Raw genomic sequence first — 23,643 nt, 5'->3', positions numbered from 1 at the left:
GGTGTCGCTCCGGATCTCTCCAATTGACGCTACGATGCCTTCGCTTTCGGATCGAAAGGGGCGACCTTCGAACCCTTATCTGAGAATTCGCCCGCATCGACGCCGAACAGTTCGGCAACACGTTTCAGACGCTTCGCGAGCTCACCCGATATTGCGGCACTGGCGGACAGCACTTCGCGAATCGCCGCGAAAGCAGCCTGGCGTGCTTTTGCATTGTCGGGCAACAGCTTCGGTATCGCAGCCAGCGCACCCTCTTGATCCAGCAGAAGCATGAAGAATTGCTCGCGAACCAGCATCTTGAACTCTGCCAGCGTCAGCCGCGCACCGGAGTCGCTACGGCGAACGTTGCGCAATGCTTCCAGGCTGCGCTCGTCCACCATCCCCCTCGCCGACCCGACATACAGCAGGCCGCGAATGGCTGCTTCGCGAAGGCCGCCTTCGCTGATTTTGGATTTCAGCTCGGCGATCCGCCTCTGGAGCATTTCACGGTGCGCAGCGGACATTTCCTGCCGGCGCGATGGGGTAGATTGCGGGTCAACTCCGACAGCCGCTTGCAACGCCGGCGAGCCGTAGACCGCAAGGAAGGTCGCCTCGCTGAGCCGCTCCTGCGAATCCCGCCAACCGTCCAGTGCATTGACGATTTGCTTGGAGAATTGCTCCTGAAAGGCAACGAAGGGATTTTCGGTCGAGACCTGCTTGCGATCCTCACTCACCCGCTCCGCCAGCGACTTCACCATGGCCATGAACGGATTCTTGCTGCTGAACGCTTCATACTGAAGGCGCAACGGATGCAGATTACGCATCATCTCCGCCATCTGAGGCTTCACCATGCCCTTGACCCAAGGCTGGAGATACTTCTGGTAGGCCGCGAGATTGATTTCCGATACGCGCTTGGCGGCAGCAAACCGCCGCTCATCCTCGGGCGAATTGCCGCCCATGGCACGAATGTCGTCGAGCGTCCGCGCCTCGCAACGCATCACCCACTGGCCGGCGGCGAGATCGGCATTCGTCGTATCGGTGCCCTTGGCCTCGAACGTTGCTTCGTAGAGACCCGGCGGCAGGACGTCGATCAGGTCGATATTGCTGGAAAATTCCGCATGTTCCTTTTTGGCAATACCACCGGAAACGAAAATGCCGAGATGGCCGACGGTCTCGTGAACCGTGTAGACGATCGTCTGGCCGTAGGCCCTGATTTCGTCGACGTTCGCATAGAGATCGAGGATCCAATCCAATGCCTGTTGCGGCGGGGTAATATTGTCCCCCTTGGAGCAAAACACCACGATCGGCGATCTGATATTGCGCAAATCGACCGGCTGACCGTCGGACATCGTGATCCGACCGGCCGCGAGATTGTTACCGACGAACAGCTCATCGACGATAAACTGGATTTCCTCGGCGTTCAGATTGACGTGCCCGCCCCACCAGCGTTCGAATTCGAGGTATCGGTCGGCCTCGGTATCGACCTTTGAATAGACGTTGTACTGCTTGGTCCACAGCGTATTGGAGGGATTCTGGCCCTCGAAGTTTTGCACGAGCCAGGCGCCGTCGAATTTGCCGGCTCCGAGATCGCTTGTTAGCGCGGTTAGCCAGCTTCCTCCGAGCAGACCGCCCGAATAGCGCATCGGGTTTTTGCCATGCACGCCCGCCCAATAAGCTAGCGGAGCGCCAGCGACGATAATCGGTCCGAACAGTTCCGGCCGCAGCGACGCCAGGATCATGACGGCCCAGCCGGCCTGGCAGTTTCCGATTACGCAAGGCTTGCCGTCGGCTTCCGGATGGCGACTGATGACTTTCTCGATGAACACCGCCTCGGCGCGTGCGATGCGTTCGATCGTTTGTCCTGGCATCGGTTCCGGCAGGAAGCCGATGAAATAGCAGGGATGGCCTGCCTTCATTGCGACGCCGATTTCGCTGTCTGCCTTGAATCCGCCGATCCCCGGACCATGACCTGCGCGCGGGTCGACCACGACGAACGGTCGTCGGTTGAGATCAATTTCGACGTCTTTGGGCGGAATGATGCGCACCAGCGCATAATTGACTGGTTCATCCAGCTTGCGGCCATCGATGATCAATTCGGCGGCATATTGCAGGACATGCGGTGCCGTTTCCGCGATGTGTTCCCGGTACTGGTCACCGCGTCGACGCAAGACGTCCAGGAACAGGACGCTGCGCTGGCTCGCATCCATCATGTACTCTACGGCCGAAGCGACGAGCCCTGACATCGGGCCGCCCGGCAGCTTTGCGTTTTCTATCTGCATGTTTCGACCTCACTTGTCGCGAAGTTCACTCAACGAGCCTCGCGGCATCGAACGTTGATCTAGGTCAACGTTCGAAAGTTGGTTCGGCAATGCCGCGTCGGCACGATCGGTGCGTATCCAGGCGACCGTCAATTCCCAGGCCACGGAGAGAATGATCGGTCCGATAAAGAGACCGACAATTCCATGCGCGAGCGTTCCACCGATCACCCCGACGAAGATGACGATCGTCGGCGTCGTCAGCCCGCGCCCCATCACCAGCGGCTTCAAGATGTTGTCGAGTACGCCGACGATGCACAGGAACACCGTCAACAGAAGCGCTGTGGTAAAATCCTTGTCTATCCAGATCCAGATGATCACGGGAACCAGGACGATTGCCGCGCCGATCTGCACGATTGCCAGGATCATAACCGCGAAGGCCAAAAGGCCGGCGCCCGGGATGCCCGCCAGCTTGAAGCCGAGACCTGCCAGCAAGGATTGGATGATTGCGACGCCGATGACGCCCTGGGATACCGCGCGGATGGTTGCGCCCGCCAATTCCAGGAAATGTTCACTCTGCTCGGGCACAATGCGATAGAGAAAACCCCTGCCCGCCGCCACCAGCTGCGAGCCGTAGGGAAAAAGAAAGCCAGCCAGCGCCACGGACAGGAGAAACTTGAGCGTTCCCACGCCGGCGTTGCCCGCGAGGCCGAGCATGATGCCAGCCAACGGCTTCAGATGCGGCGCTACCTCGCGCAAGGCCGTGCGAATGTTGTGGGACGCTTGGTTCCACAACTCGAAGAACCGCGGACCGATGAGAGGCCAATCTTTGACGCCGTCAGACGGAGACGGAACCACCAGGTTACCAGCAACCAGATTTGCGGCGAGATCCTTCACCCCTTCCACGGCACTCAAGCCAAGCCAGGTCGCTGGCCCGATGACGATGCCGAGATTGATGACGGTGAGAATTGCCGCTGCGAGCCTGGGACGACCGCCGAGAAGCCTGGAAAGGAGATTAAAGACAGGATAGAGCGCGACGGCGAGTACGATGCTCCAGGCCAGGATCGGGATAAAGGGACGGATCAGAACTAACGTCCAGTAGATCAGGAAAGCCAGCAATCCGAGCCGGATCGCAAGCTGGATGAGGTCCTCTCCGGACCGGAACTGGCGAGACGTTTTCAAGGACGCGCCTTCATCTGAGAGGGGCATGCGACCGCCAAGCTACCGGCCGCTTTTCGCGTTGAAGTCTTGATCCAGATCAAACGACCGCAATCCGGGCCCGCGCTTCATCCGCTGACGCCGATCAAGACACCTACTTTGTTTGCCGGCACATGAGGCCCAATGTCTGAGGCGATCAACTACACTGCACGCGAGCTTCTGCGCGACGGCAGCCAGGTTGAAATCCGTGCGCTCCGGCCTGAGGACGAAGCCGACATGCTCGCTGCGATCGAAAGGACCAGCGCGCAATCACTGCAGCGCCGTTTCTTCGTCATGAAGCGCCACTTCTCGGAGAAGGAGCGCGCCTTCTTCATGGATGTCGATTTCAAGAATCATGTCGCGATTGTCGCGCTCGCAGAGGAAGCCGGCCGCAAGGTGATTGCCGGAGGCGGCAGGTACATTGTCTTCGAGCCCGGGCGAGCCGAGATGGCATTTGTCGTCGTCGACGCCTGGCAAGGACGAGGGGTCGGCTCGATCCTGATGCGTCATCTCGCCAGGTTTGCGAGCGATGCGGGACTGCAGGAATTGACGGCTGAGGTTCTGCCCGAGAACGCCGCGATGAGAAAAGTATTCGAAAAGTTCGGCTTCAGGCCCGTCGCGCGCGGAGACCCGCAGATAGTCCATCTGGTGCTGAAGCTCGGTTAGAAACGCGCGGCCTGTCCGTGCACGCCCGTTCGGGCTCACCTCAGTCCCAAGGGCGAGCGCCGATAGCCGCTATCCCGCGCCTCATTCCTGCAGACGAAGCTGCCGGTATGTCCCGACGCGTAGCGCCTCTGGCCTTTCAGGTAATAGCGCCCTGTTCTGAAATCGAGCCACACGATCATATCCCCGGGACAATGGCGTTGCGCCTGGGATTCATAGCGGAACGGAGTAAGGCTCTGCGCTATCGCGCCATGAGACGCGCAGGAAATAATGGCCAAAAACGTAATGGAACAGCCGTAGAAGCCTAGTCGCATGTCGCAGCCGTTTCGTTGCCCTCAAACCGGTACACTGCGGCGCTCATTCTTCCGGGATCTAGCACCTCTTGCCATTACACCGGTCCGTGCGATCCCGGTGGAACCATATAGAGCGTCATGGCGAATATGACATAGATGAAAATCAGCAGAGCGCCTATGAACCATGCCGAACGACCGCTGTTCGTAACGAAGGTCGCCGTCACAGTAGAAATCATCACCATCGTCACGGCGCCGGGCCAAAACTGCAGATCCATTGGTTTGGGTCCGACGACGTAGCTCAGGACCACAAGCACCGGTGCAACGAACAGCGCAATCTGGGACGCGCTTCCGAGCGCGATGCTGACGCTCATATCCAGGCGGTTCTTGCGCGCGGCGGAAAAAGCGACAGCCATTTCGGCGGCAGCACCGACCAGGGCTACGATGATGAACCCGACGAAAGCTGGGCTCATCCCCAGTGTCGTCGCCGCGTGTTGCACCGACTCAACGAAGATTTCGCTTACCAGCGCCACCAGCACGGTAACAACGAGGAGTGTTCCGACCGCCAGGTTGATCGGCCACTTTGCCTCCTTCGTCTCGCCATGGTCTTCGCTCGCAAAAAGCTCCTTATGGGTCTTGAGCGAGAACAGCAGGCTCAATGCGTAAGCCACGATAAGCAGGATCGCCAGGGCGGCGCTGAAATTCTGGGCCATCACCTCGCCCCGCGCCAAATCGAGCTCGGAGACCGCCGCCGGTGCAAGGAGCGCAACCGTCGCCATCAACAGCAATGCCGAGTGCATCCGGCCTCCGGCACGATTGTACTCCTGAACATGATACCGGAGTCCGCCCAGCAGAAAGGATGCTCCCAGCATGAAAAGCGAATTGGTGACGATAGCGCCGGCGATCGATGCCTTCACCAGCATGTACTCCCCGGCGCGGAGTGCAGTGATGGCAATGATCAACTCGGTCAAGTTTCCAAGCGTCGCATTCAACAACCCACCGACTGCATCACCCGTCTTTTCGGAGACCGCTTCGGTTGCATGACTAAGCAGGGCGGCAAGCGGAACGATTGCGAGAACTGCGAGCACAAACAGGATCGTATGGGCGGTTGGCACAACTCTGGCTGCGATCAGCACGGTCGGCACAAATATTAGCATCCGCAGCAACGGAGTCTCTCGGATCTCCCTAAGCAGAGGGTTCATGGGTTTGGCCGTTCCTCGGAATAGGGCCTTCCGATTGCCTTCCGGATCCTCTCCCGCTTGGTGATCCCACCGGGCATCCGGGCGTAAGACAAATCGTTGTCGCACATTCCTGTTGATCTAGATCAACGGAGCCTGCGCAGTATCTGAATCACTGGAAGCTGGCTTCGTGATCGTCCCAGAGTGGTTTCAGGCCGTCGCGTCAGTTCTGACGGTAGCCGGCGCGCCCCTACGATGTTGCTATGGGGCCGAACGCGTCTCGCTTGGATACGAGGTTTGCCATGGCCGAAACACCGAAACTCTCTGTCGAGAAAGCACTGGAAAAACTGCGTGCCGCCGACGCGACGAAATCCAAGGACGCGCGACGCACCGAGGAAATGGACGCACTCGATGACGAGATAAAGCGCATGCGAGCGCAAAGACTTCGCCTGGACCGCCAACAGCGACGGTCGACCAAGAGTGATTGACATCATCATCGATTTACACTGAGGAGATGGTCCGGCCCTTCACAAGGTTCGCTACGCACAATGCTAGCGGCCGCATTTACTTTTATCGGCGCCTTGTTGTCACGGGGCAGGAGGCGCCCGCCGGATTGACCCGTATCCGAGAGTAAGGCTGCAGTCCTGATTGCGGCATCCTGTCAGAGATTCGTCACCCGCAGGACGAATTGCCGCCTTAACCCGAATAGACCCTACCTCGATTAAATGGGGTCTGTGTCATGGACCTGTTTCGGGCTGAGAGGTTTGCTACCGTCAGCGACCAATCCGACGAGACCTGTCGTCTCTGCGGCGCCAAACTCGTTCTCCTCAGATTGATCATTGATTCCGAGACAGGCACTGCCTTTCGCATGTTCGAATGCAAAGAGTGCGGCGATCACATTTGGTTCGAATAGAAGGTCCGTTACTGGACGATTAGACCGCGGTCCGGCGCACGACGTTGCCGGACGACCTAGGGTCGACCCCCCTCTAAACCGCGGATTTCCCTTGGAATGGTCTATTCAAGCTGGATGTGATCCCAGAATTGCGCCTGATGCAGAAACCCGCCGGGTTGAGATCGGCGGGTTTCGCACGCTCGCGGGGGTTTGGGCGGATTTCCGCGATTGGGCCATGGGTAGCAATCCGAGATTAACGATTCATTAAGCCTGCATCGGGCGACAGGTCCTGGCTCAAAATAAAAATGGCCCCAGCGCGAAGCCGTTCGCCGGGGCCATCGGGAGTATTCCATTTCAAACAGCCAGATGGAGTAGTGGGTACCCACCCGACTTGCCAATGGAAGCGGGAAAAGATGGCAAGGTCTGCCCAGTAGTGAACAGAACGCGGAGGTTTGTTGGAACAGCGGCCGTCTAACCCACATTGGACATTACCAGGAACCCGCAGCGTCGCTCGGAGTAGTCCATCGCTCCCGGCGGATCGTCGAGACAGGCCGGGAGAAAGTGGCGGCCCCAGCGTTCTGCCCCCAGGCTGGGGCCGTTTCTTATTCTGATACCGGTAGCTTCCTCGGTTTATTAGCATCGGGAAGAAGTGGCAGTAGCCGAGGAACCTGCGCCCGCTGGCGGAGTCAGTTCACAGCTTCCGGTTTTTGCCCCCGAAGAAACCTGCCGGAAGAAAAACTCGGGGTTGGCGGCCCCAGCTATCGGTTGAGATAGCTGGGGTCTTTTCATTCAGAAGCCAGCGCGGCAACTCCAGCCGGCGCCATAAGGCCTGTTGAGAAAGTAGTTGCGGCTGCTAAGCGCCTTCTCTGCGTACTGATCGCAACGAACGCCGGCAAGGTGCACGAGTTTACGGAGAGCAATGAACACCACTGGGGCCGCAGAAAGCTCAAGAGGCACCAATGACCGTGCTCATCTACGTGGATACGAACAAGCAGGTCGGCGACCCCGATCACCTCAAAGTCTTCGCGAACGCCGACGCCGCGGAAACCTGGCTCGAGGAAAACGACCCCGAAGGCGTAGCCTTCGAGTACGCGGTTCTGGGGAGTGAACCGGATTGGCCGGTGTTCCCGAATTAACCCGCAACGCGGACATCAAGCTTAACGCGCGAGTTTCATTGCGGGCGATCTAAACAGGTTTAGCGTGGTTGCAAGTCGCGCAGATTGGCCCCCAGTTTTGCCTGCGTACTGCGCGATTAGGGGTCGCTTCGTGCCCTCGAAGCGACCCCGCCCCCCGAAGCCGCCGCTTCCGCTCCCGATCCTGTTTTCGCACATTGACGGCCGGCCGCTGTCGCCAATCGCGCGCGGCGGCGCCCTCAGGTGCACGCCGTACGCTCAATACCAACTAAAGCGTCAGCCTGACGTTGCAGATGTCGTGTTCGACCGGGTCTGAATGCACTTCGAAGCCAAGGCTGCGGCACATCGCCAGCATCACGGTGTTGTCGGCCAGGACGTCGCCGGAGATGGCCTTCAATCCTTCCGATTTCGCATATTCGATGATCATCTGCATCAGCGCCCAGCCAAGCCCCCTGCCCTTGAGGTCCGACCGCAGCAAGATCGCATATTCGCCGCTCTCATAGATCGAGTCCGAATGAATCCGGACCACGCCGACCAGCTCATTGGTCGCCTCATCGAATGCAACGAAGGCCATCGCCCGGGCATAATCGAGCTGGGTCAGGCGGGCGATGAATTCATGGGAAAATTCCTTCATCGGGGCGAAGAACCGCAGCCGCAGGTCCTGCATCGTGACGTGTTTCAACATCCCGTGGATCAGCGGCTCGTCCTCGGGCCGGATCGGACGGACGTATATGCGCCAGCCGTCCTTGACCTCGATGTGACGCTGCCATTGCGAGGGATAGGGCCGCACGGCGAAATTCGCCGGACCCGAACCGCGAAACTTGCGCTCCACGCGCCCGATGACGACGCGTGCGTCGACGGCGAGCACGCCTGCTGCATCGGCCAGCAACGGGTTGATGTCGAGCCCGCGGATTTCGGGAATGTCCGCGGCCATCTGCGCCAGCTTGACCAGGACCATAGCGACGGCATCCTGCTTCACCGCCGGTACGTCGCGATAGCCGTGCAACAGCCGCGAGACGCGGGTGTGCGCGATCAGGCTGCGCGCCAGCTGCAGGTCGAGCGGCGGCAGCGCCAGTGCCTTGTCGTTGATGATCTCGACCGCCGTGCCGCCGCGGCCGAATACGACAACGGTACCGAAGGTCGGATCGTCGGCGAGGCCGAGAATGAGTTCGCGCGCCTTCGCCCGCACCACCATCGCCTGCACCATCACGCCCGAAATCCGCGCCTCCGGCCGCAACGATCGTGCGCGCGCGAGAATCTCGGCGGTTGCCTTGCGCACCGCGTCCGCGCTGGTGAGGTTGAGCACGACGCCGCCGACGTCGGATTTATGCACGATGTCGCGCGACATGATCTTGAGCACGACGGTCGAGCCCTGCGCGAACAGCGTGTTCGCATGCGCGACCGCCTCCTCGGCATCGGCGGCGGCGAAGGTCGGCACGACGGCGATCTCATAGGCATCCAACAACCGTTTGACTTCGATCGGATCGAGCCAGGAGCGGTCATCGGCCAGTGCGGCGGCCACGATCTGCCGCGCCGCGTCCGTATTGGGTGCAAACTCGCTCGGCATGGCAGGCGGAACCTGCGCCAGCGCCTCCACTCCCTCGCGATGCCGAACCAGGTGTATGAACCCGAGAACAGCGTCGCCGCCGGTCTGATAATTCGGAATTCCCGCGCCGCTCAGCAAGTCGCCGATCGGCTGGTCAGCGCCGACCCAGACCGCGAGAACCGGCTTCGGCGACCCGCGATGCCTGGCGCGATATTCCCGCACCACGCCGGTCACGGCCGCGGCGATCTCGTCGGCGGGCGTGATCGCCGTCTGCACGTTCATGACAAGCACGGCGTCGTTTTCGGGATCGGCCAGCAGCGCTTCGAGCGCTACCGCATAGCGCGCGGGGTCGGCATCGCCGATGATATCGACGGGGTTCGATTTCGACCATGTCGACGGTAACGCAGCGTCCAGCTTCGCGCGGGTCGCAGGCGAGATGTCGGCGGGAATGCCACCGAGTTCGACCAGCCGGTCAACTGCCAGCACGCCGATGCCGCCGCCATTGGTCAAGATTGCAAGCCGCTTTCCGGGCGGCGATTTGACCCGCCCGAGTGTCTCGGCGCAGTCGAACAATTCGCGTAAGTCCGATACGCGCAGAATGCCGGCACGCTGAAACGCGGCGTCATAGACGGCATCAGCCCCGGCGAGCGCGCCGGTATGGGTTGCAGCGGCGCGCGCGCCTTGTGCCATCCGGCCTGACTTGACGACCACGACCGGCTTGATTCTGGCGGCGGCGCGCGCGGCCGACATGAACTTGCGGGCATCCTTGATCGCCTCGATGTACAGCAGGATGGCCTGGGTCTTTTCATCCAGCGCGAAATAATCGAGCAGATCGGCGATATCGACATCGAGCTGGTCGCCAATCGAGACAATGCCGGAAAAACCCACGGCCCGCTGTGCCGCCCAATCCACCATGCCCGCGGCAATGGCGCCTGACTGCGAAATCAGCGCCAGATTTCCCGCGGCCGGCATATGCGCGGAAAAGCTCGCATTGAGGCTGACACCCGGCATCATGATGCCCAGGCAATTCGGGCCGATCAGCCGCATGCCGTATTTTTGCGCCGCCCGCTCCGCTGCTTCCGCCGGCGAACCTGGACCACGCCCGAGCCCGGCACTGACGATAACTGCACCCGCCGCACCGCGACGGCCCGCTTCGTCGATCAGGCCTGCGATGGTCTGCGCCGGCGCGGTGAGGACAACGAGTTCGGGCGCAAAGGCCAGTTCTGCGATGCTGCCGACGGACGCAACACCGTCGATCTCGTGATAGCGCGGATTGACCAGGCCGAATTCGCCCTTGAATTGGGTTTTACGAATATTGTTGAGAATGGCGCGGCCGACCGAGCCATGGCGCGGGCTGGCTCCGACCAGCGCGACGGAATGCGGCGAAAGCAGATTCTTCAGGCGATAGGTGGACATCAGGCCTTGCTATCCGGCAGGTCGCAGACACCTGTGAACCGAGATCCCGCGCAATGTGTTCCCCGCGATGATAACACGGCCCGATGACAACCGCTTGCCCGAAACGGGGCGCCGATCAGTTCAATGGACGGCCATTGATCAATTGCGACGTGCTCGCGATCATCCGCCTACTATGCCTGAACAGCCGCTCGGAATCGCGGCGGAAGAAGTCGAGTTGATGCTCGCCGCATTGCTGGCACATCGTTCTTACGTCCTGAACGGAATGTGCAGCCGCCATCTTCGTGACGAACTCGGTGAAGAGCTGCATTTCTGTGCGCGTCCGCTCCAGCATCTCGTCACTGAAAAATACCAACTCCTCTAGCATCATCTTTTGCGCACCAAGCATGAACTCCAGTGCACTCTGGTTCAGCTTGGTGGCTTCCGCCTCCGCATTTTCGCTTGGCTGGTAAGAACCGGAAGCGGCCCGCCCGGATAGCTGTGCCATGACAATCTCCGATTTGCGGATTTTACCGAAGCGATACCTGATTGGCATCAAGCCAACATTGAAATGGATCAAACTGGCGGGATTGCGACCGTCAGCCCCAGCCGAGGCTGATCGAGACGGAACATCGCATTCCCCGCTCTCCCGGACCAAATCAGTGCGACATCAGCACCGGCACGGTCATGCTGTCGAACATGCTGCGCGTGACGCCGCCCAGAATGCGCTCCTGCAATCGCGAATGGCCGTATCCCCCCATCACCAGGAGGCCGATACGGCTATCGGCCGCAACCGACAGAATAGCGCCTTGAACGCCGCCGCGGTCCGCCGTCAGCCGCTGCACCCGGGCTGCGATGCCGCGCCGCCCCAGATGCACGGCGAGCTGGTCCGAGGAGGCTTCACCAGCCTCCTCGTTAACCGCAATCACGGTCACCGCCTTGGCGCCCATCAAAAACGGCATCGCATCGCGCACCGCGCGGGCCGCAAGGCGGCTGCCGTCCCAGGCGATGCCGACATCGTGGGCGTCGAGCGGTCCCTTGTGGATATAGGGAACCATCAGCACCGGCCCGCCGGAATTGAACAGGATGTGCTGAGGAATCTCGTTGTCGTAGCTCGCTATCGCGGGTTCCGGTTGCAGCACGATCGTCATATCGTAAAGCCGGGCAAGCGTCCCGATCGTCTGCCCGGCTTCGGCCGGGATCGCCACGAAGGTCCTGGTGCCGTAGGCGATTTGGCCGAGCTTGGCCTCGATCTCGAACGCGGCGATCGCAGCGTTCGCCCTCTCGTGGGCGCGCTCCTGTTCGGCGCCTATCACGGCGGCAACGGCCGCGCCGCCACCCTCGACAATCATCCCGGCGGCGCTCATCGATTCATAACCGATGGCGACCGCATCGAGATGCGACCGGCGCGCAATGGTCAGCGCGACGGCGACATCAATCACCGGCCTGACCGGACGCTCGGAGGGAATATGAACCAGAATGTTTCTGAACATCGCCATTCTCCCACACATTCGAGGGGACTTACGGCCCCCGTCCGGGTCTGCTGCCGGAGCGAAGGTAACCGATGGACGACTGGCCGAAGTTGACCCACATCAAAACTCGGACAATGCCGGGCGGCCGCGCATGCGAACGGTGGCGTCAGGAAAACCCGGCGTGCTTGAGGTCACGATGCGCTGCGATGGCGATGCCGAGCAACTTTTCCCTTCGATCGCGATAACCCGGCGGATGCTTCTCGCCTCGTTTGCCATTATCGGCCTGCGGCGATCCGTCTGCAAGGGCAGCGAAGCGCTCGAGATCGCGCATGTCGCCCAATGCGCGCTGCATTCGTTTCGCCGGCCGGTGCAGGTGATGGAATTCGCCCCGCCCCCACAGCGCGACGGTTTCGGTCAGCGCTTCCAGCATGTAGCGGAAGCGTTTGGCCTTGATCCGCAGCCGGTGACGGCGTGACGCACCCAAGGTCTTGAGGTTCCGCCCCTTGCGGACCAGCCGTTCGTGCCACTGGTTGAGTTCGCGCGCGCAATAGGGTTGCAGCGCCTCCGCGTGCTTGCGCCGCTCATAGCGCACCAGCCAGGGACCTTGTCTGATCCAGCTTGCCAGTGCGGCGATGAAGCGTTGCGTACGAACGGAACGCAGGCAGCGCACCAGGCGGCGATGGTCCCGCGTCCGGCGCTGATCGAGCTGCTCGCCGATCACGCGCCGCGCCCATGCGGCATATCGCTTGCGGCGCGCATATTCCACGACGACATCGCTGTCGCGCGCGGCGCCGAGCGGACCATTTAGCCAGGCGATTTCCTGTTTCAAACGCCGCCATTCCGCATCGACCACGATGGGGTTAAAGAACGCCACGGCGGCACGCAATCGCGTGATCGCAACCCGGATCTGATGCACGGCCTCGGCATCGCCGGCGCACGCGCTGCTGTGATGGGCCTTGATATCAGCGACGCAGCCGAGCGTCATGGTCTGGAATGCGGTTGCACAGTCGAGACTCGCGGCTTCAGCGGCCTTGTCCCGGCTGGACGTTCTTGTTGGACGGCCCCTCATCGTCACCGCTCACCCGGCACTTCAAAGAGAGACACGGGCGCTGCGAAGCGACTGGTCCGGCGTCTCCGAGGCATCGATCATATGCCAGTTTATCGTACCGATCGCCAAAGTCTCCTGCTTCAGAGCAACATTTCCGCGTTGCATCAGACGCATCATCCCCCTGCTTGATGGCCTGGAAAGGCAGCCGTCAAATGCGCGGCAATTTGCTGCAGATGCGACCTATCCGCGCGTGCTCTCGGCCAGCGCGCGCATGATATCCTCGCGCGCGATGATCCCGACCAGCCGCTGTTCGGCATCCATCACAGGGAGACTCTTCATCCGGTGGTCCACCATCAGTTGCAGGACGCGGGTCAGTTTCATTGCCGGATCGACATGGATGAATTCCGGCGTCATCACTTCCGTCACCATCCGCGACAGCAGGTCATCATAGGCCGGAACCATGTGGCTGGGATCGAACGCAAAGCGCTTCAGGAAATCGAAATTGCTCACGACCCCGACGATGTCGTCGCCTTCGCGCACCGGATAGCAGTTGAAATTATCGGCCTCGAACATCTTGTGCAGTTCGCGCATGGTGGTGTCGCGCATAACCGTCTTCACCTTGCGCGTCATGTATTGCCCGGCGGTCGCTTCGAGAAATCTATGCACGGGAGTTCCTCGCCATTGTAGATCCTCAAACGGGACAGAGACGCGCAGCGGCGCGGTTCAGTTGCAAGGTGGCGCGTAACGCCGCCGAGTACAGCTCAGCGACCAGGGTATTCCGGTATTTTCGAGCGCGCCCGCAAAATCGTGTTACGCAACCGCCGGCGGCTGGCAGACATGGACGCCAGAGAGTATAAGCCTGGGCGACAAGAATACCGGAAGGACGGGAGGGCTAGATGAACAATTATCGCGTCTCCTTCTACAAGGATCTCTGCAATTCCGACGGCCATAGCTTCAAGTGCCTGCAACGCCAGATCGAAGTCCAGTCAGACGGACCATCCCAGGCGCTGGTGTTGGCGGAGCGGCTGGTCGATAACGGACGCCTGAACGCCGATTGCGTGGAGGTGACGCACTTGGCTGGCCATCAGGAGTTCGAGCATTCGGTGAGCCATTCGTTCGCCCGCAGCAAGGACACATGGAACCGCGTCGCGTGATGAATTGACCGCGATCAAGCCGGCCGGCTTGCGCGATGCCCACAAATCCCAAACCGGTTCCGGTCGACGCCGGCGCTTATCGATTGGATCCCGCTTCCAGTCCGCGAACGGCCTTGAAACCGTGCGAAGCCGCCTGCAGCGCCTCGTCGATATCGGCGGGGCGATGCGCCAAGGACAGGAACATATCGTGCTGGGGATGAAAGAACGCGCCGCGGCGTAGTGCCGTCGAGCAGAACGCCCTGCCCTTGCGTATATCCGCGTCAGCCTCGAACAGCATCAGCGGCATCTGCGGAGGCCCGCTCTGAGGGATCGCAAGGCCATGTTCTTTCGCCAGCGACGCCAGTCCGTCACGCAATCGCAAGCCCATCGCGCGGATATGCCCGGCCACGTCAGTCTCGCGCGCGATCCGTAGCGTCGCCCGTGCCGCCGCCATCGCGCCGCGTTCAGATGGCCCCACATGCCGCCTGGAACCACCGGCCGCGCTCTTGCGCGCAACATAGCATCCGCTGACTGCGTTTCGCTCAACAGCGGCGTGTGCTGGGTCATGACGTTCTCTTGTCTGGTTCGCAGAGTTTGCCTTGCGCTTCCTGTCTCCGCCTATGATTGGATCGCCAACAATTCACGGTCAACTCCGGTCGCCGTCAGGTCAGGTGGCTTTTGGTTCGCAAAACCAGTAGAATTGGCGGACATGACGGCTCGCCACCTCTCGCCAGTTCGTTTCGGAGTAACCGTTGAACGTTCGTCACCGCATCGCCTTCGCCGTCCTCCTCGCTTTCGCATCGCCAGCTTTCTCGGCTGCTGCCGTCGCGCAAAGCGCGATTGCCGCAGCGGTCGCCAAGCCGGTATCGCTTCCTGACATTGCAATCGGGTCTGCGAAAGCGCCGATCACCCTCACCGAATATTCGTCGATGAGCTGCCCGCATTGCGCAGCCTTCGGCCAGAATGTGTTTCCGATGTTGCGGTCGAAATATATCGATACCGGCAAGGTGCGTTTTGTGTTCCGTGAATTCCCGCTCGACATCAAGGCCGCCGCCGCTTCGATACTGGCGCGCTGCATCGGCAACGGCGATTCCGAAAAATACCTCAGCGCGGTCGAGACCATGTTCAAGCTGCAGGACGGCCTGATGGCGCAAACCAAGAATACGCCGATCTATGTCGGCAAGCAGTACGGAATGAGCGAACAGGACATCGAGACCTGCGAAAAAGACCAGGCACAGTTCGACAAACTGACCGCCGACCAGCAATATGCCGTTCAGGAGTTGAAGGTCACCTCGACGCCGACCTTCTTTCTCAACGGTGTGAGGCTGCAGGGCTCGATGCCGTTCGAGGAGCTGGAAGAACGGATCAAGCCGTTGCTGAAGAAGTAGCGGTCGCAGGCATAGCAGTAGCCCCTTGCCGGGCGCCGCCGCCTCGCCGATGATGGCCCCAACAAACATATTGGGGAGAGCGCCATGGTCGCGGCTTTGCGCGTAGTGTTGGCAGCGACGTGGCTGTTGTCCGGCGTCGCGGCGTCATCGGCGCAAAACTATCCGAGCAAACCGGTGCGCGTCGTGGTCGGCTTTCCCGCCGGTGGACCGACCGATGCCATCGCCCGCATCGTGGCGCAAAAGCTTACCGACAATCTCGGCCAACAATTCTACGTCGAGAACATCGGCGGCGCCGGCGGCAACACCGCGGCCGGACAGGTCGCACGCGTGACGCCGGACGGCTACACCATCATGGCGATCAGCACCGGCTTCGTCGTGAACCCCAGCCTCTACGCCAAGGTGCCGTATGATCCGGTCAAGGATTTCGCGCCGGTGACACTGGTTGCGGTTTCTCCGAATGTCGTGGTGGTCAACCCGCAGGTTGCGGCCAAAACGCTGCCGGAACTGGTGCAGCTCGTCAGGGACAACCCCGGCAAATACAGCTTCGCCGGGCCCGGGGTCGGATCGACGCCGCATCTGGGCGGCGAGCTGTTCCGGCTCGCCTTCAAGCTCGACCTGGTGCACGTGCCTTTCACAGGTGCCGGGCCGGCGATCCAGGCAACGGTCGGCGGACACACGCCGATTGCCTTCACCGCGCTGCCGCCTGCCCTGTCGGCGGTGCAGAGCGGACAACTGCGCGCGCTTGGGGTGGCGTCAACCGAACGTGCCGCCGGGATGCCCGACGTGCCGACCTTCGCCGAACAGGGCGTGAAGGATCAGGACGCCGACACGCTCACGGGCATCGTCGCGCCTGCGGGGACGCCGAAAGAGATCGTCGATCTGCTTTATCGTGAGATCGCCAAAATCGTCGCCCAGCCGGACGTCAAGGAGCGCCTCACGGTGCTCGGCTTCAAGCCGGTCGCCAATACGCCGGATCAGTTTGGCGCGCGTATCAGGCTGGAGATGGACAAGTGGGGCAAGGTGGTGCGCGACGCAAAGCTGCGGATCGAGTAGCGTGCTCAGCATCCCTGCTACGTTGGCGGCGGTTCAGCGACCGCATCCGCGATCTGCATGAAGGTCAGGCCGATACGATTCTTCTGGATCCAGGCGACCCGGCACTCGTGCACGACCGAGGGATCCTTTGCCATCACCAGGCGAAAGTGCTGCGGGACGAAGGCCGCGTTTTCGACATCGATCGCCGCGCCTTCACGCGAGATATTCCGCACCACGCAGGGCATGACGGAACCGCCCGACGAAACATAGGCAGGCTGGTCAATTTCCGTTCGCGGATGCTTTCGCTTCTCTTCCATGCCGTCCGTCCCGTCCCGATCGATCCCGACCAAATCGCTAGCGCAAAACCCTAAACAAAGTCGGCACGTGCGCCCGGGAAGCCGGAATAGGCGCGGCCGGCGGCCGATGCAATTGACATCGGGCTCCATTGTGCAGAGCGGCACGAAATTCCAATCGCTTATTCGCAGATGTGCTCCGCGTCACCATGGACTTGCCGACCGCGGCGATGGCACGATAGCCTTTCCACCAATGATTGGCACAAGGACGCGATGGACCGACAGGCATGGTCTTGAATACACCGATCGCAAGCTCTGCCGATCTTGCAGGCGACCAGGCGGTGATCGCCCGGGCCGAGGCCATACTTCCTGATGTCGCAACAGCTTCCGACGACATCGAGAGCGCGCGCCGGCTGCCGCCTGCGCTGCTCGACAAGCTGCACGACGCGCAATTGTTCCGTCTGTTGCTGCCCCGCTCGACCAACGGGATCGAAACCGATCCGATAACTTTTTTCCACGTCATCGAAACCATCGCCAAAGCCGATGCCTCCACCGCCTGGTGCCTTAGCCAGGCCGGCGGTTGCGCGATGTCGGCGGCCTATCTCGACCTGCCGGTGGCGCAGGCGATCTTCGGCGATCCGCGCGCGGTGCTGGCGTGGGGGCCCGGCCCCAGGGTTCGCGCGGTCGAATGCGAAGGCGGCTACAGGGTCACCGGCGTGTGGTCCTTTGCTTCCGGCGGCCGCCATGCGACCTGGCTCGGAGCGCACTGCCCGATCCATGCGGCCGACGGTTCACCGAAATACGACGCCAACGGCGCCCCGCTCGAGCGCACCATGCTGGTACGCTCCGAGGATGTCGAGTGGACCGACATCTGGAACACCGTCGGCCTGCGCGGCACCGCCAGCGACCAGTTCGCGCTCAACGATTTCTTTGTGCGCGCAGACCATTCGATAATCCGCGAGTTCGACCGGGAATGCCGCGAGCCCGGCCCGCTCTACCGCATGAGCAATCACACCTGCTACCAGGTCGGCTTTGCCGGTGTCGCCTGCGGGATCGCCCGCACCGCGCTCGACAATTTCGTCGAGACGATGCGCAACAAGGTGCCGCGAGGCACGAGGGTATCGCTGCGGGACAATGCCGTGGTCCAGTGCAACCTCGCGCAGGCGGAAGTCAATCTGCGCGCCGCGCGCGGCTACGTGTTGCAGTCGATGGCCGACACCTGGAAAGAGCTTAGCGCGGGCGCGACCATCACCGTGGCGCAGCGCATGAACATCCGCATGGCCTCTACGAACGCCATTCACAAGGCGCGCGAGGCGGTCGACTTTGCCTACAACGCCGCAGGCGCTACCGCGATCTTCGAGAACCATCCGCTGGAGCGCCGCTTCCGCGATATCCATACCGTGACCCAGCAGCTGCAGGGTCAGCTCAGGCACTTTGAAACCGTCGGCGCCTGGATGATGGGCGTCGATGCCGACCTCAGCTTTGTTTAGGAGACCACCATGGGACTTGGCGGATTGCAGCACTACACCATCGAACCATCTGACCTTGAGCGAACCAAGGATTTCTACTGCGACGTGTTGGGTCTGGAGAACGGTGACCGTCCGCCGCTCGGTTTTCCCGGCTACTGGCTCTATTCCGGCGGCACCGCCACGGTGCATCTGATGGGCACGCGCCAGCCGCGCGAGGGAATCGTGGTGCGCGGCACCGAGCGGAAGTACGACGATACCGGTCGGCTTGACCACATCGCCTTTGCGGCGACCGATGTCGAGGGCATGCGCAAGCGTCTGCAGTCGAAAGACGTCAAATTCCGCGAGAGCATCGTGCCGCGCACCGGCGATACGCAGTTCTTCCTCTACGATCCAGACGGCGTCGGCGTGGAGCTGAACTTCTCGAAAACCTGAGGCCTCGTCCGAGTCCCGCTGCTTCCCGAGCCGGCCGAATTGGTTTTGGCGGCTGAGCTGCCGGGGCGCGTATGATGTTGGGCCGCCACACTGCCCGTCAAAGAATGAAGTTCCCGACAACGCCGCAAGTCAGCCATCACTAAGGCGCGAGTCGGTCAGGGTTTCATCATCATTGCAATGAGATTGGAGAAGCCGCGCCGCTGCGGCAGAGTAGCCGGGTGCCGCGCCTTTCAACCTACCCCAGGGCATGCGTGCCCGGCTATTCGTCCGGCGGGGCCCGCTAATCGAGCCCGCGCTCGTGGCTCAAATTGACCATTTCCTGAATAAAAGTCGCCTTTTGCTTGTCGTCCAGACTGGCAAATAGCGGCTCGGCCGCATCGGCCACATTGCGCTGATCGACCGCGCGGTCGTTGAGGAACTGGGCCTCATTGCGCATCTGCTCAATGATGTCATCGGGGGGATCGCGCTTGGCGCGCGCCACACGCAGATTGAGGCGATCGGCGCCGTTGTGACCGAGATAGTGCATCGCACTGTTGAATCCGGCCCAATGCTTCTCCTGTTCGGGCGTGAGGTTTAATTCCTTCTTGATCCGCTCGATATTGGCGTCGCTGTTGGAGACGATCTGTTCAGCCGTCATTTGCGGCGCGCCGGCCTGAGTAAGGACGGCGGGCTGCTGCTGTTGCTGCTGCTTGGCGGTCTTCGTGGCCTTGCTCGCCTTCGCCGGCTTCGACGTATCACCCTGCTTGGATGGCTCGCCTTGTTTGGAAGCCTCACCTTGCTTGGAAGCCTCACCTTGCTTGGCATCCTTTGCCGCCGGTGCCTGTCCGCCCTTGTTATTGCCCCCGGTCAGCACACCGGTGACTCCGGTCACGACGCCCACGACGCCGCCAATGGCCCCGCCAAGCACGCCGCCGACCGGGCCCGCCGCCTTGTTGCCCTCGCGGGCGCCCTTCTCGACACCCTGAACCACCTGCGCATCCGCAAGCCGCGGCGCGTTGAGAAGCATGATGGCGGCCAACCCCATGGCTGCGCACACTTTCCAATGCGTGCGCAGTTTGGATGTCGGGCTGATCATTGTTGTTCTCCGTGGGTCATTAACTAGGACTGGTGTCCTCGAATCCGAATCTTATCGTCTTAGCGACGAGCAAGTCTAGCCGCGGTGCCGACCGTCATCGCCGGCGTCGAATTCCAAACCTGTGGACCGGGAACCCCCGCGCAGCGCGACCGGCAACCCCTAAACTCTCTTGCGATCATGATGCCGCGTGCAACGCAATATGCCGCGCAGGGACGCAGTATTCCGACCGCTGGAAAATCCGTACGCAACGTTAGTTCTAGAATGTCGCACATGTCATTTCTCGACAGGCGCGTTTAATTCTGTTCTGATTGCGCAACCAAATCTCCGCGGGGCACGCCATCCCAAATCGGCGCGATCGCGTGAATGCCGGTAAGAATTCAGAAGAGGGAAAACAAGACGACAACAAGAAGCCAGCAAAGGGAGACGTCATGTCACGCAAGAAGCTTTCTCGCCGACAATTCGTTGCTGCTACAGCGCTGTCATCCGCAGCGCTCATCACCGCACCCTATGTGCGCGGCGCCTATGCCGCCGGCAAGCTTTCGATCGGCTTCTGGGACCACTGGGTTCCCGGCGCCAACAATACCTCGACCGCTCTCGTCAAAGAGTGGGCCGCCAAGGAGAACGTCGAAGTTTCCATCGACTACATCTCCAGCCAGGGCAACGGTATCCAGCTCAAGATCGCAGCAGAAGGTCAGGCGAAGTCAGGCCATGACATCCTCGCGATGCCGACATGGTGGCCTCATGCGCATGCCGAACAACTAGAGCCCGTCAACGATATCATGGAGCCCTTGATCAAGCTGAACGGCGCGGTCAACGGCACGGTGCAGTATCTCGGCAAATCCGGCGACAAATGGCTTGGCGTTCCCGCCACGATCGGCAGCCAGATCAAGGGGCCCTGCTCCCGGATCGATCTGATGAAAAAGCATGCCAACATCGACGTCCAGGAAATGTATCCGGCCGGCGGCCAGCCAAAGGCGGACAACTGGACGACGGACACCTTCCTGAAAGCCGCGGAGGCCTGCCAAAAGGGCGGCGTTCCCTTCGGCATCGGACTCGGCGAGACAACCGACTCGGTCGATACCGCAGGCGCCTTTTTCCAGGCGTTTGGCGCGCAACTGGTCGACGGCAAGGGCAACCTCTCGGTCAAGACCGACGCGGTGCGGCAGGCGCTCGAATTCTACAAGAAGCTTATCGCATTCCTGCCGCCGGACGTCGGGGCCTGGGACGACGCCAGCAACAACAAGTGGCTGGTTTCCGGCAAGGGCGCGATGATCATGAATCCGCCCAGCGCCTGGGCGGTTGCCAAACGTGACGCTCCGCAGGTCGCCGAACAATGCTGGACGCATGGCTTCCCTGTTGGACCCAAAGGCCGGTTTGCCCCGTTCCTTCCCTACTTCTGGAGCATCTGGAATTTCTCCAAGAACAAGGAAACGGCCAAGAGCCTGCTGGTCCACCTTTCGCAGCCAGCATCCGTCGAGAAGCTCGTCGCAGCCAGCGGCGGTTATGATCTGCCGGCGTTCGAGAAATTGACGACCCTGAAGACGTGGGCCGAAGAAGGCCCGCCGAAGGGAACGCTGTACCACTACCCCAACCCGTACAACCATCAGGTTCTGTCGATTGCGGCGTCACCCGCACCGCCTAAGATCGCCCAACAGATCTATACGCAGGCCATCCTGACGAAGATGTGCCTGCGATACCACCAGGGCGAAGCGATGGAAAAGACCCTGGCCTGGGCGGAAGGCGAGTGTGAAGGCTACATGCGGAGCTGACGGTCTCGCCGCCGCGGCCCTGCCTCACTGCAGGCCGCGACGGCGTTCATCCATCGTCCGCCATGGCGCCCGGTTAGCCGGCAAGGTGCCGGCTTCCCGGCCGCAAATCCGGAAATGCGCCTCCTGAAATGAAACTCGCGGGGAACAAGCTTCATGGTTGATGTCGCAGCTCAGCCGAACAGTGTCGGCGCAGCGCAACCGGCGCGCAAACGCTCCAGTCTGCGGGTCGCGATGAAGCGAAAATCAACGGCGGCGTTTCTGATGACGCTGCCGCTGATTCTTCTGATCGCGATTCTGGTGCTCTACCCGGCGTTCTATTCGCTGCATCTGGCGACGCTGAACAAGTCGATGCAGCGGTTCGTCGGCCTCGGCAACTTTGAATTTCTGTTCCGGCGCGAAACCTTCTGGCTGGTGGTAAAGCAATCGTGCATTTTTGCCATCACCGCGGTGGTCTTCAAGGCATTGATCGGCTTCATCGTCGCGCACTTCGTTCACAACATTCCGGTGAAGGGCCAGCGCAAGTGGCGCGGCATGCTGCTGGTGCCGTGGGTGATTCCACCGGCCATGAGCACGCTGGCCTGGTTGTGGCTGTTCGATCCTTCCTACAGCGCCTTCAACTACACCCTGTCGTTTTTCGGCATCGGGCCGATTGCGTGGACCGGCGAGGCAGGCTGGGCCCGCTTCTCCGTCATTCTCGTGAACATCTGGTACGGCGCGCCATTCTTCATGATCATGTATCTGGCGGCGCTGAAGTCGGTGCCTGAGCAGCTTTACGAGGCGGCGGCGATCGACGGCGCCAACTGGTGGCAGCGGATCTGGTACGTGACATTGCCGATGATGCGCAACATCATCGCGATCACGACGCTGTTCTCGCTGATCGTCACCTTTGCAAATTTCGACATCGTGCGAATCCTTACCGCCGGCGGTCCGCTGGACCATACCCACATCTTCGCGACCTGGGCCTTCAGGATCGGCATCGAAGGCAGTGACATCCCGCTTGGGGCCAGTGTTTCGCTGTTCATGGTACCGATATTGGCGATCGCAGCGATCTTCATCCTGCGCGACGTCAACAAACGCGGGAATGAAGCCTGATGAGCACTGCAACGATCGACAAGGCCGCGCCGACACGTACGGTCAAATATGGCAGCATGAGCCGCGACCGCACCTGGGCGCTGCGTTGGTCGTACTTCTTCCTCACCCTGTTCGCGATCTTTTCGCTGGTGCCGCCGCTCTACATGCTGATCACGTCGCTCAAGACCAGCGCCGAGATTTCGGCGGCGATAAATCCATGGTGGATATTCCATCCGACACTGGAGAACTATGTCGGGTTGTTGACGTCGAACCAGTTCCTGACGTTTTTCCGCAATTCCGCCTTCGTCTCGATTTTCGTCGTGACCATCACCATGCTGATCAGCGTGCCGGCGGCTTTCGCACTGTCGCGAATGAGGTTCTGGGGCTCGGCGACGCTGGCCACCGGCGTATTCCTGACCTATCTGATCCCCGACACCCTGCTCTTTCTTCCGCTGTTCAAGATGTTTGCGGTGTTCGGCGACCTCACCGGCATTCAGCTCATCAACCGATGGTACGTGCTGCTGATCGTCTATCCGACCCTTACCGTACCGTTCTGCACCTGGATCATGATCGGTTACTTTGCGTCGATCCCGAAGGAGCTTGACGAAGCCGCACTGATCGATGGCGCATCATGGTTCCAAACGCTGACGCGGATCTTCATTCCGGTGGCGCTGCCGGGGATCATCGCCGCGACGATCTTCGCATTCACGGTCTCCTGGGCACAATTCCTCTATCCGTTGGTGTTCACGACCTCGACCGATCAGCTCGTGCTGCCGGTCGGCATCATCACCACGCTGATCAAGGGCGACGTCTTCAACTGGGGACAGATCATGACCGGCGCCCTGCTCGGCGCGGCGCCTCCGCTCATCATCTACGCTTTCCTGATGGACTATTACATTGCCGGCCTGACCGCCGGTGCGACGAAGGGTTGATCTC

At 61.1% G+C, this 23,643-nt stretch carries 23 protein-coding genes; 11 read left to right on the top strand and 12 right to left on the bottom strand.

The genetic code is table 11. The features are described 5' to 3' along the window. Nucleotides 1-29: 29 nt before the first annotated feature. Both ACVWVY_RS27800 and ACVWVY_RS27795 read right to left on the bottom strand, forming a co-directional pair. Complete coding sequence (locus ACVWVY_RS27800) at nt 30-2,258, bottom strand: DUF3141 domain-containing protein (protein ID WP_456629364.1); 2,229 nt, start codon at nt 2,256-2,258, stop codon at nt 30-32. Between the two features lie 9 nt (nt 2,259-2,267). Beyond that, on the bottom strand, nt 2,268-3,416 hold the full coding sequence (locus ACVWVY_RS27795; RefSeq protein WP_456629363.1) for an AI-2E family transporter: 1,149 nt from the start codon (nt 3,414-3,416) through the stop codon (nt 2,268-2,270). A 159-nt stretch (nt 3,417-3,575) separates the two neighbouring features. Here ACVWVY_RS27795 and ACVWVY_RS27790 point away from each other — a divergent pair, with 159 nt between their 5' ends. Next, nucleotides 3,576-4,097, top strand: coding sequence for an N-acetyltransferase family protein (locus tag ACVWVY_RS27790; RefSeq protein WP_456629362.1), 522 nt, complete (start codon nt 3,576-3,578; stop codon nt 4,095-4,097). A 35-nt stretch (nt 4,098-4,132) separates the two neighbouring features. Here ACVWVY_RS27790 and ACVWVY_RS27785 read toward each other — a convergent pair whose 3' ends face one another. Both ACVWVY_RS27785 and cax read right to left on the bottom strand, forming a co-directional pair. Beyond that, nucleotides 4,133-4,408 (bottom strand): hypothetical protein, encoded by a 276-nt coding sequence (locus tag ACVWVY_RS27785; RefSeq protein WP_456629361.1) that lies wholly within the window; start codon nt 4,406-4,408, stop codon nt 4,133-4,135. A 74-nt stretch (nt 4,409-4,482) separates the two neighbouring features. Continuing rightward, nucleotides 4,483-5,586 carry a calcium/proton exchanger gene (cax, locus tag ACVWVY_RS27780; protein WP_456629360.1) on the bottom strand — a complete coding sequence of 368 codons (1,104 nt, stop codon included), beginning with the start codon at nt 5,584-5,586 and terminating at the stop codon, nt 4,483-4,485. Between the two features lie 278 nt (nt 5,587-5,864). Here cax and ACVWVY_RS27775 point away from each other — a divergent pair, with 278 nt between their 5' ends. Beyond that, the gene (locus ACVWVY_RS27775) at nt 5,865-6,050 is read left to right on the top strand and encodes a hypothetical protein (protein ID WP_456629359.1); all 186 of its coding nucleotides are present in this window, start codon (nt 5,865-5,867) and stop codon (nt 6,048-6,050) included. A gap of 1,363 nt (nt 6,051-7,413) precedes the next feature. After that, on the top strand, nt 7,414-7,590 hold the full coding sequence (locus ACVWVY_RS27770) for a hypothetical protein (RefSeq protein WP_456629358.1): 177 nt from the start codon (nt 7,414-7,416) through the stop codon (nt 7,588-7,590). A gap of 265 nt (nt 7,591-7,855) precedes the next feature. On the opposite strand, the gene ACVWVY_RS27765 is transcribed toward ACVWVY_RS27770, so the two are convergent. The 5 genes from ACVWVY_RS27765 to ACVWVY_RS27745 all read right to left on the bottom strand — a co-directional run bounded on the left by ACVWVY_RS27765 (nt 7,856) and on the right by ACVWVY_RS27745 (nt 13,711). Further along, on the bottom strand, nt 7,856-10,549 hold the full coding sequence (locus ACVWVY_RS27765) for a bifunctional acetate--CoA ligase family protein/GNAT family N-acetyltransferase (RefSeq protein ID WP_456629357.1): 2,694 nt from the start codon (nt 10,547-10,549) through the stop codon (nt 7,856-7,858). A 115-nt stretch (nt 10,550-10,664) separates the two neighbouring features. Further along, nucleotides 10,665-11,033: a hypothetical protein gene (locus ACVWVY_RS27760; RefSeq protein ID WP_456629356.1), complete on the bottom strand. Its 369-nt coding sequence runs from the start codon at nt 11,031-11,033 to the stop codon at nt 10,665-10,667. Nucleotides 11,034-11,184: 151 nt separating this feature from the next. Continuing rightward, a complete protein-coding gene (locus ACVWVY_RS27755) occupies nt 11,185-12,018 on the bottom strand; it encodes a universal stress protein (RefSeq protein WP_456629355.1) in 834 nt (277 codons plus the stop codon). A gap of 145 nt (nt 12,019-12,163) precedes the next feature. Beyond that, complete coding sequence (locus ACVWVY_RS27750) at nt 12,164-13,066, bottom strand: CHAD domain-containing protein (protein WP_456629354.1); 903 nt, start codon at nt 13,064-13,066, stop codon at nt 12,164-12,166. Between the two features lie 219 nt (nt 13,067-13,285). After that, entirely contained in the window at nt 13,286-13,711 is a 426-nt protein-coding gene (locus tag ACVWVY_RS27745) for a CBS domain-containing protein (RefSeq protein WP_456629353.1), read from the bottom strand. 230 nt (nt 13,712-13,941) lie between these two features. On the opposite strand from ACVWVY_RS27745, the gene ACVWVY_RS27740 reads away from it, so the two are divergent. After that, entirely contained in the window at nt 13,942-14,199 is a 258-nt protein-coding gene (locus tag ACVWVY_RS27740) for a hypothetical protein (protein WP_456629352.1), read from the top strand. Between the two features lie 76 nt (nt 14,200-14,275). On the opposite strand, the gene ACVWVY_RS27735 is transcribed toward ACVWVY_RS27740, so the two are convergent. After that, a complete protein-coding gene (locus ACVWVY_RS27735) occupies nt 14,276-14,632 on the bottom strand; it encodes a hypothetical protein (RefSeq protein ID WP_456629351.1) in 357 nt (118 codons plus the stop codon). A 298-nt stretch (nt 14,633-14,930) separates the two neighbouring features. On the opposite strand from ACVWVY_RS27735, the gene ACVWVY_RS27730 reads away from it, so the two are divergent. Continuing rightward, nucleotides 14,931-15,566: a DsbA family protein gene (locus ACVWVY_RS27730; RefSeq protein ID WP_456629350.1), complete on the top strand. Its 636-nt coding sequence runs from the start codon at nt 14,931-14,933 to the stop codon at nt 15,564-15,566. 84 nt (nt 15,567-15,650) lie between these two features. Beyond that, nucleotides 15,651-16,619 carry a Bug family tripartite tricarboxylate transporter substrate binding protein gene (locus ACVWVY_RS27725; protein ID WP_456629349.1) on the top strand — a complete coding sequence of 323 codons (969 nt, stop codon included), beginning with the start codon at nt 15,651-15,653 and terminating at the stop codon, nt 16,617-16,619. A gap of 17 nt (nt 16,620-16,636) precedes the next feature. On the opposite strand, the gene ACVWVY_RS27720 is transcribed toward ACVWVY_RS27725, so the two are convergent. After that, complete coding sequence (locus tag ACVWVY_RS27720; protein WP_456629348.1) at nt 16,637-16,915, bottom strand: PilZ domain-containing protein; 279 nt, start codon at nt 16,913-16,915, stop codon at nt 16,637-16,639. Nucleotides 16,916-17,178: 263 nt separating this feature from the next. Between ACVWVY_RS27720 and ACVWVY_RS27715 the strand changes: the two genes are divergently transcribed. Continuing rightward, nucleotides 17,179-18,381, top strand: a complete 1,203-nt coding sequence (locus tag ACVWVY_RS27715; protein WP_456629347.1) for an acyl-CoA dehydrogenase family protein — start codon at nt 17,179-17,181, stop codon at nt 18,379-18,381. 9 nt (nt 18,382-18,390) lie between these two features. Further along, entirely contained in the window at nt 18,391-18,792 is a 402-nt protein-coding gene (locus ACVWVY_RS27710) for a VOC family protein (RefSeq protein ID WP_456629346.1), read from the top strand. A gap of 280 nt (nt 18,793-19,072) precedes the next feature. Here ACVWVY_RS27710 and ACVWVY_RS27705 read toward each other — a convergent pair whose 3' ends face one another. After that, nucleotides 19,073-19,867: a Spy/CpxP family protein refolding chaperone gene (locus ACVWVY_RS27705; protein WP_456629345.1), complete on the bottom strand. Its 795-nt coding sequence runs from the start codon at nt 19,865-19,867 to the stop codon at nt 19,073-19,075. Nucleotides 19,868-20,295: 428 nt separating this feature from the next. Between ACVWVY_RS27705 and ACVWVY_RS27700 the strand changes: the two genes are divergently transcribed. The 3 genes from ACVWVY_RS27700 to ACVWVY_RS27690 all read left to right on the top strand — a co-directional run bounded on the left by ACVWVY_RS27700 (nt 20,296) and on the right by ACVWVY_RS27690 (nt 23,639). Continuing rightward, nucleotides 20,296-21,636, top strand: a complete 1,341-nt coding sequence (locus ACVWVY_RS27700; protein WP_456629344.1) for an ABC transporter substrate-binding protein — start codon at nt 20,296-20,298, stop codon at nt 21,634-21,636. Between the two features lie 153 nt (nt 21,637-21,789). Beyond that, the gene (locus tag ACVWVY_RS27695; protein WP_456629343.1) at nt 21,790-22,728 is read left to right on the top strand and encodes a carbohydrate ABC transporter permease; all 939 of its coding nucleotides are present in this window, start codon (nt 21,790-21,792) and stop codon (nt 22,726-22,728) included. After that, entirely contained in the window at nt 22,728-23,639 is a 912-nt protein-coding gene (locus tag ACVWVY_RS27690; RefSeq protein ID WP_456629342.1) for a carbohydrate ABC transporter permease, read from the top strand. The genes ACVWVY_RS27695 and ACVWVY_RS27690 overlap by 1 nt, the downstream gene beginning before the upstream one ends. Nucleotides 23,640-23,643: the final 4 nt, after the last annotated feature.

The organism is Bradyrhizobium sp. URHC0002, from assembly GCF_054059515.1.
This window is presented reverse-complemented; position numbering and strand designations above follow the sequence as displayed.

Coding starts and splice junctions, on each gene's coding strand:
- ACVWVY_RS27760 (WP_456629356.1), bottom strand. CDS start 11,033: ATGGCACAGCTATCCGGGCGGGCCGCTTCCGGTTCTTACCAGCCAAGC.
- ACVWVY_RS27765 (WP_456629357.1), bottom strand. CDS start 10,549: ATGTCCACCTATCGCCTGAAGAATCTGCTTTCGCCGCATTCCGTCGCG.
- ACVWVY_RS27790 (WP_456629362.1), top strand. CDS start 3,576: ATGTCTGAGGCGATCAACTACACTGCACGCGAGCTTCTGCGCGACGGC.
- ACVWVY_RS27735 (WP_456629351.1), bottom strand. CDS start 14,632: ATGGCGGCGGCACGGGCGACGCTACGGATCGCGCGCGAGACTGACGTG.
- ACVWVY_RS27770 (WP_456629358.1), top strand. CDS start 7,414: ATGACCGTGCTCATCTACGTGGATACGAACAAGCAGGTCGGCGACCCC.
- ACVWVY_RS27725 (WP_456629349.1), top strand. CDS start 15,651: ATGGTCGCGGCTTTGCGCGTAGTGTTGGCAGCGACGTGGCTGTTGTCC.
- ACVWVY_RS27785 (WP_456629361.1), bottom strand. CDS start 4,408: ATGCGACTAGGCTTCTACGGCTGTTCCATTACGTTTTTGGCCATTATT.
- ACVWVY_RS27700 (WP_456629344.1), top strand. CDS start 20,296: ATGTCACGCAAGAAGCTTTCTCGCCGACAATTCGTTGCTGCTACAGCG.
- ACVWVY_RS27705 (WP_456629345.1), bottom strand. CDS start 19,867: ATGATCAGCCCGACATCCAAACTGCGCACGCATTGGAAAGTGTGCGCA.
- ACVWVY_RS27750 (WP_456629354.1), bottom strand. CDS start 13,066: ATGAGGGGCCGTCCAACAAGAACGTCCAGCCGGGACAAGGCCGCTGAA.
- ACVWVY_RS27710 (WP_456629346.1), top strand. CDS start 18,391: ATGGGACTTGGCGGATTGCAGCACTACACCATCGAACCATCTGACCTT.
- ACVWVY_RS27690 (WP_456629342.1), top strand. CDS start 22,728: ATGAGCACTGCAACGATCGACAAGGCCGCGCCGACACGTACGGTCAAA.
- cax (WP_456629360.1), bottom strand. CDS start 5,586: ATGAACCCTCTGCTTAGGGAGATCCGAGAGACTCCGTTGCTGCGGATG.
- ACVWVY_RS27800 (WP_456629364.1), bottom strand. CDS start 2,258: ATGCAGATAGAAAACGCAAAGCTGCCGGGCGGCCCGATGTCAGGGCTC.
- ACVWVY_RS27695 (WP_456629343.1), top strand. CDS start 21,790: ATGGTTGATGTCGCAGCTCAGCCGAACAGTGTCGGCGCAGCGCAACCG.
- ACVWVY_RS27775 (WP_456629359.1), top strand. CDS start 5,865: ATGGCCGAAACACCGAAACTCTCTGTCGAGAAAGCACTGGAAAAACTG.
- ACVWVY_RS27715 (WP_456629347.1), top strand. CDS start 17,179: ATGGTCTTGAATACACCGATCGCAAGCTCTGCCGATCTTGCAGGCGAC.
- ACVWVY_RS27740 (WP_456629352.1), top strand. CDS start 13,942: ATGAACAATTATCGCGTCTCCTTCTACAAGGATCTCTGCAATTCCGAC.
- ACVWVY_RS27720 (WP_456629348.1), bottom strand. CDS start 16,915: ATGGAAGAGAAGCGAAAGCATCCGCGAACGGAAATTGACCAGCCTGCC.
- ACVWVY_RS27755 (WP_456629355.1), bottom strand. CDS start 12,018: ATGTTCAGAAACATTCTGGTTCATATTCCCTCCGAGCGTCCGGTCAGG.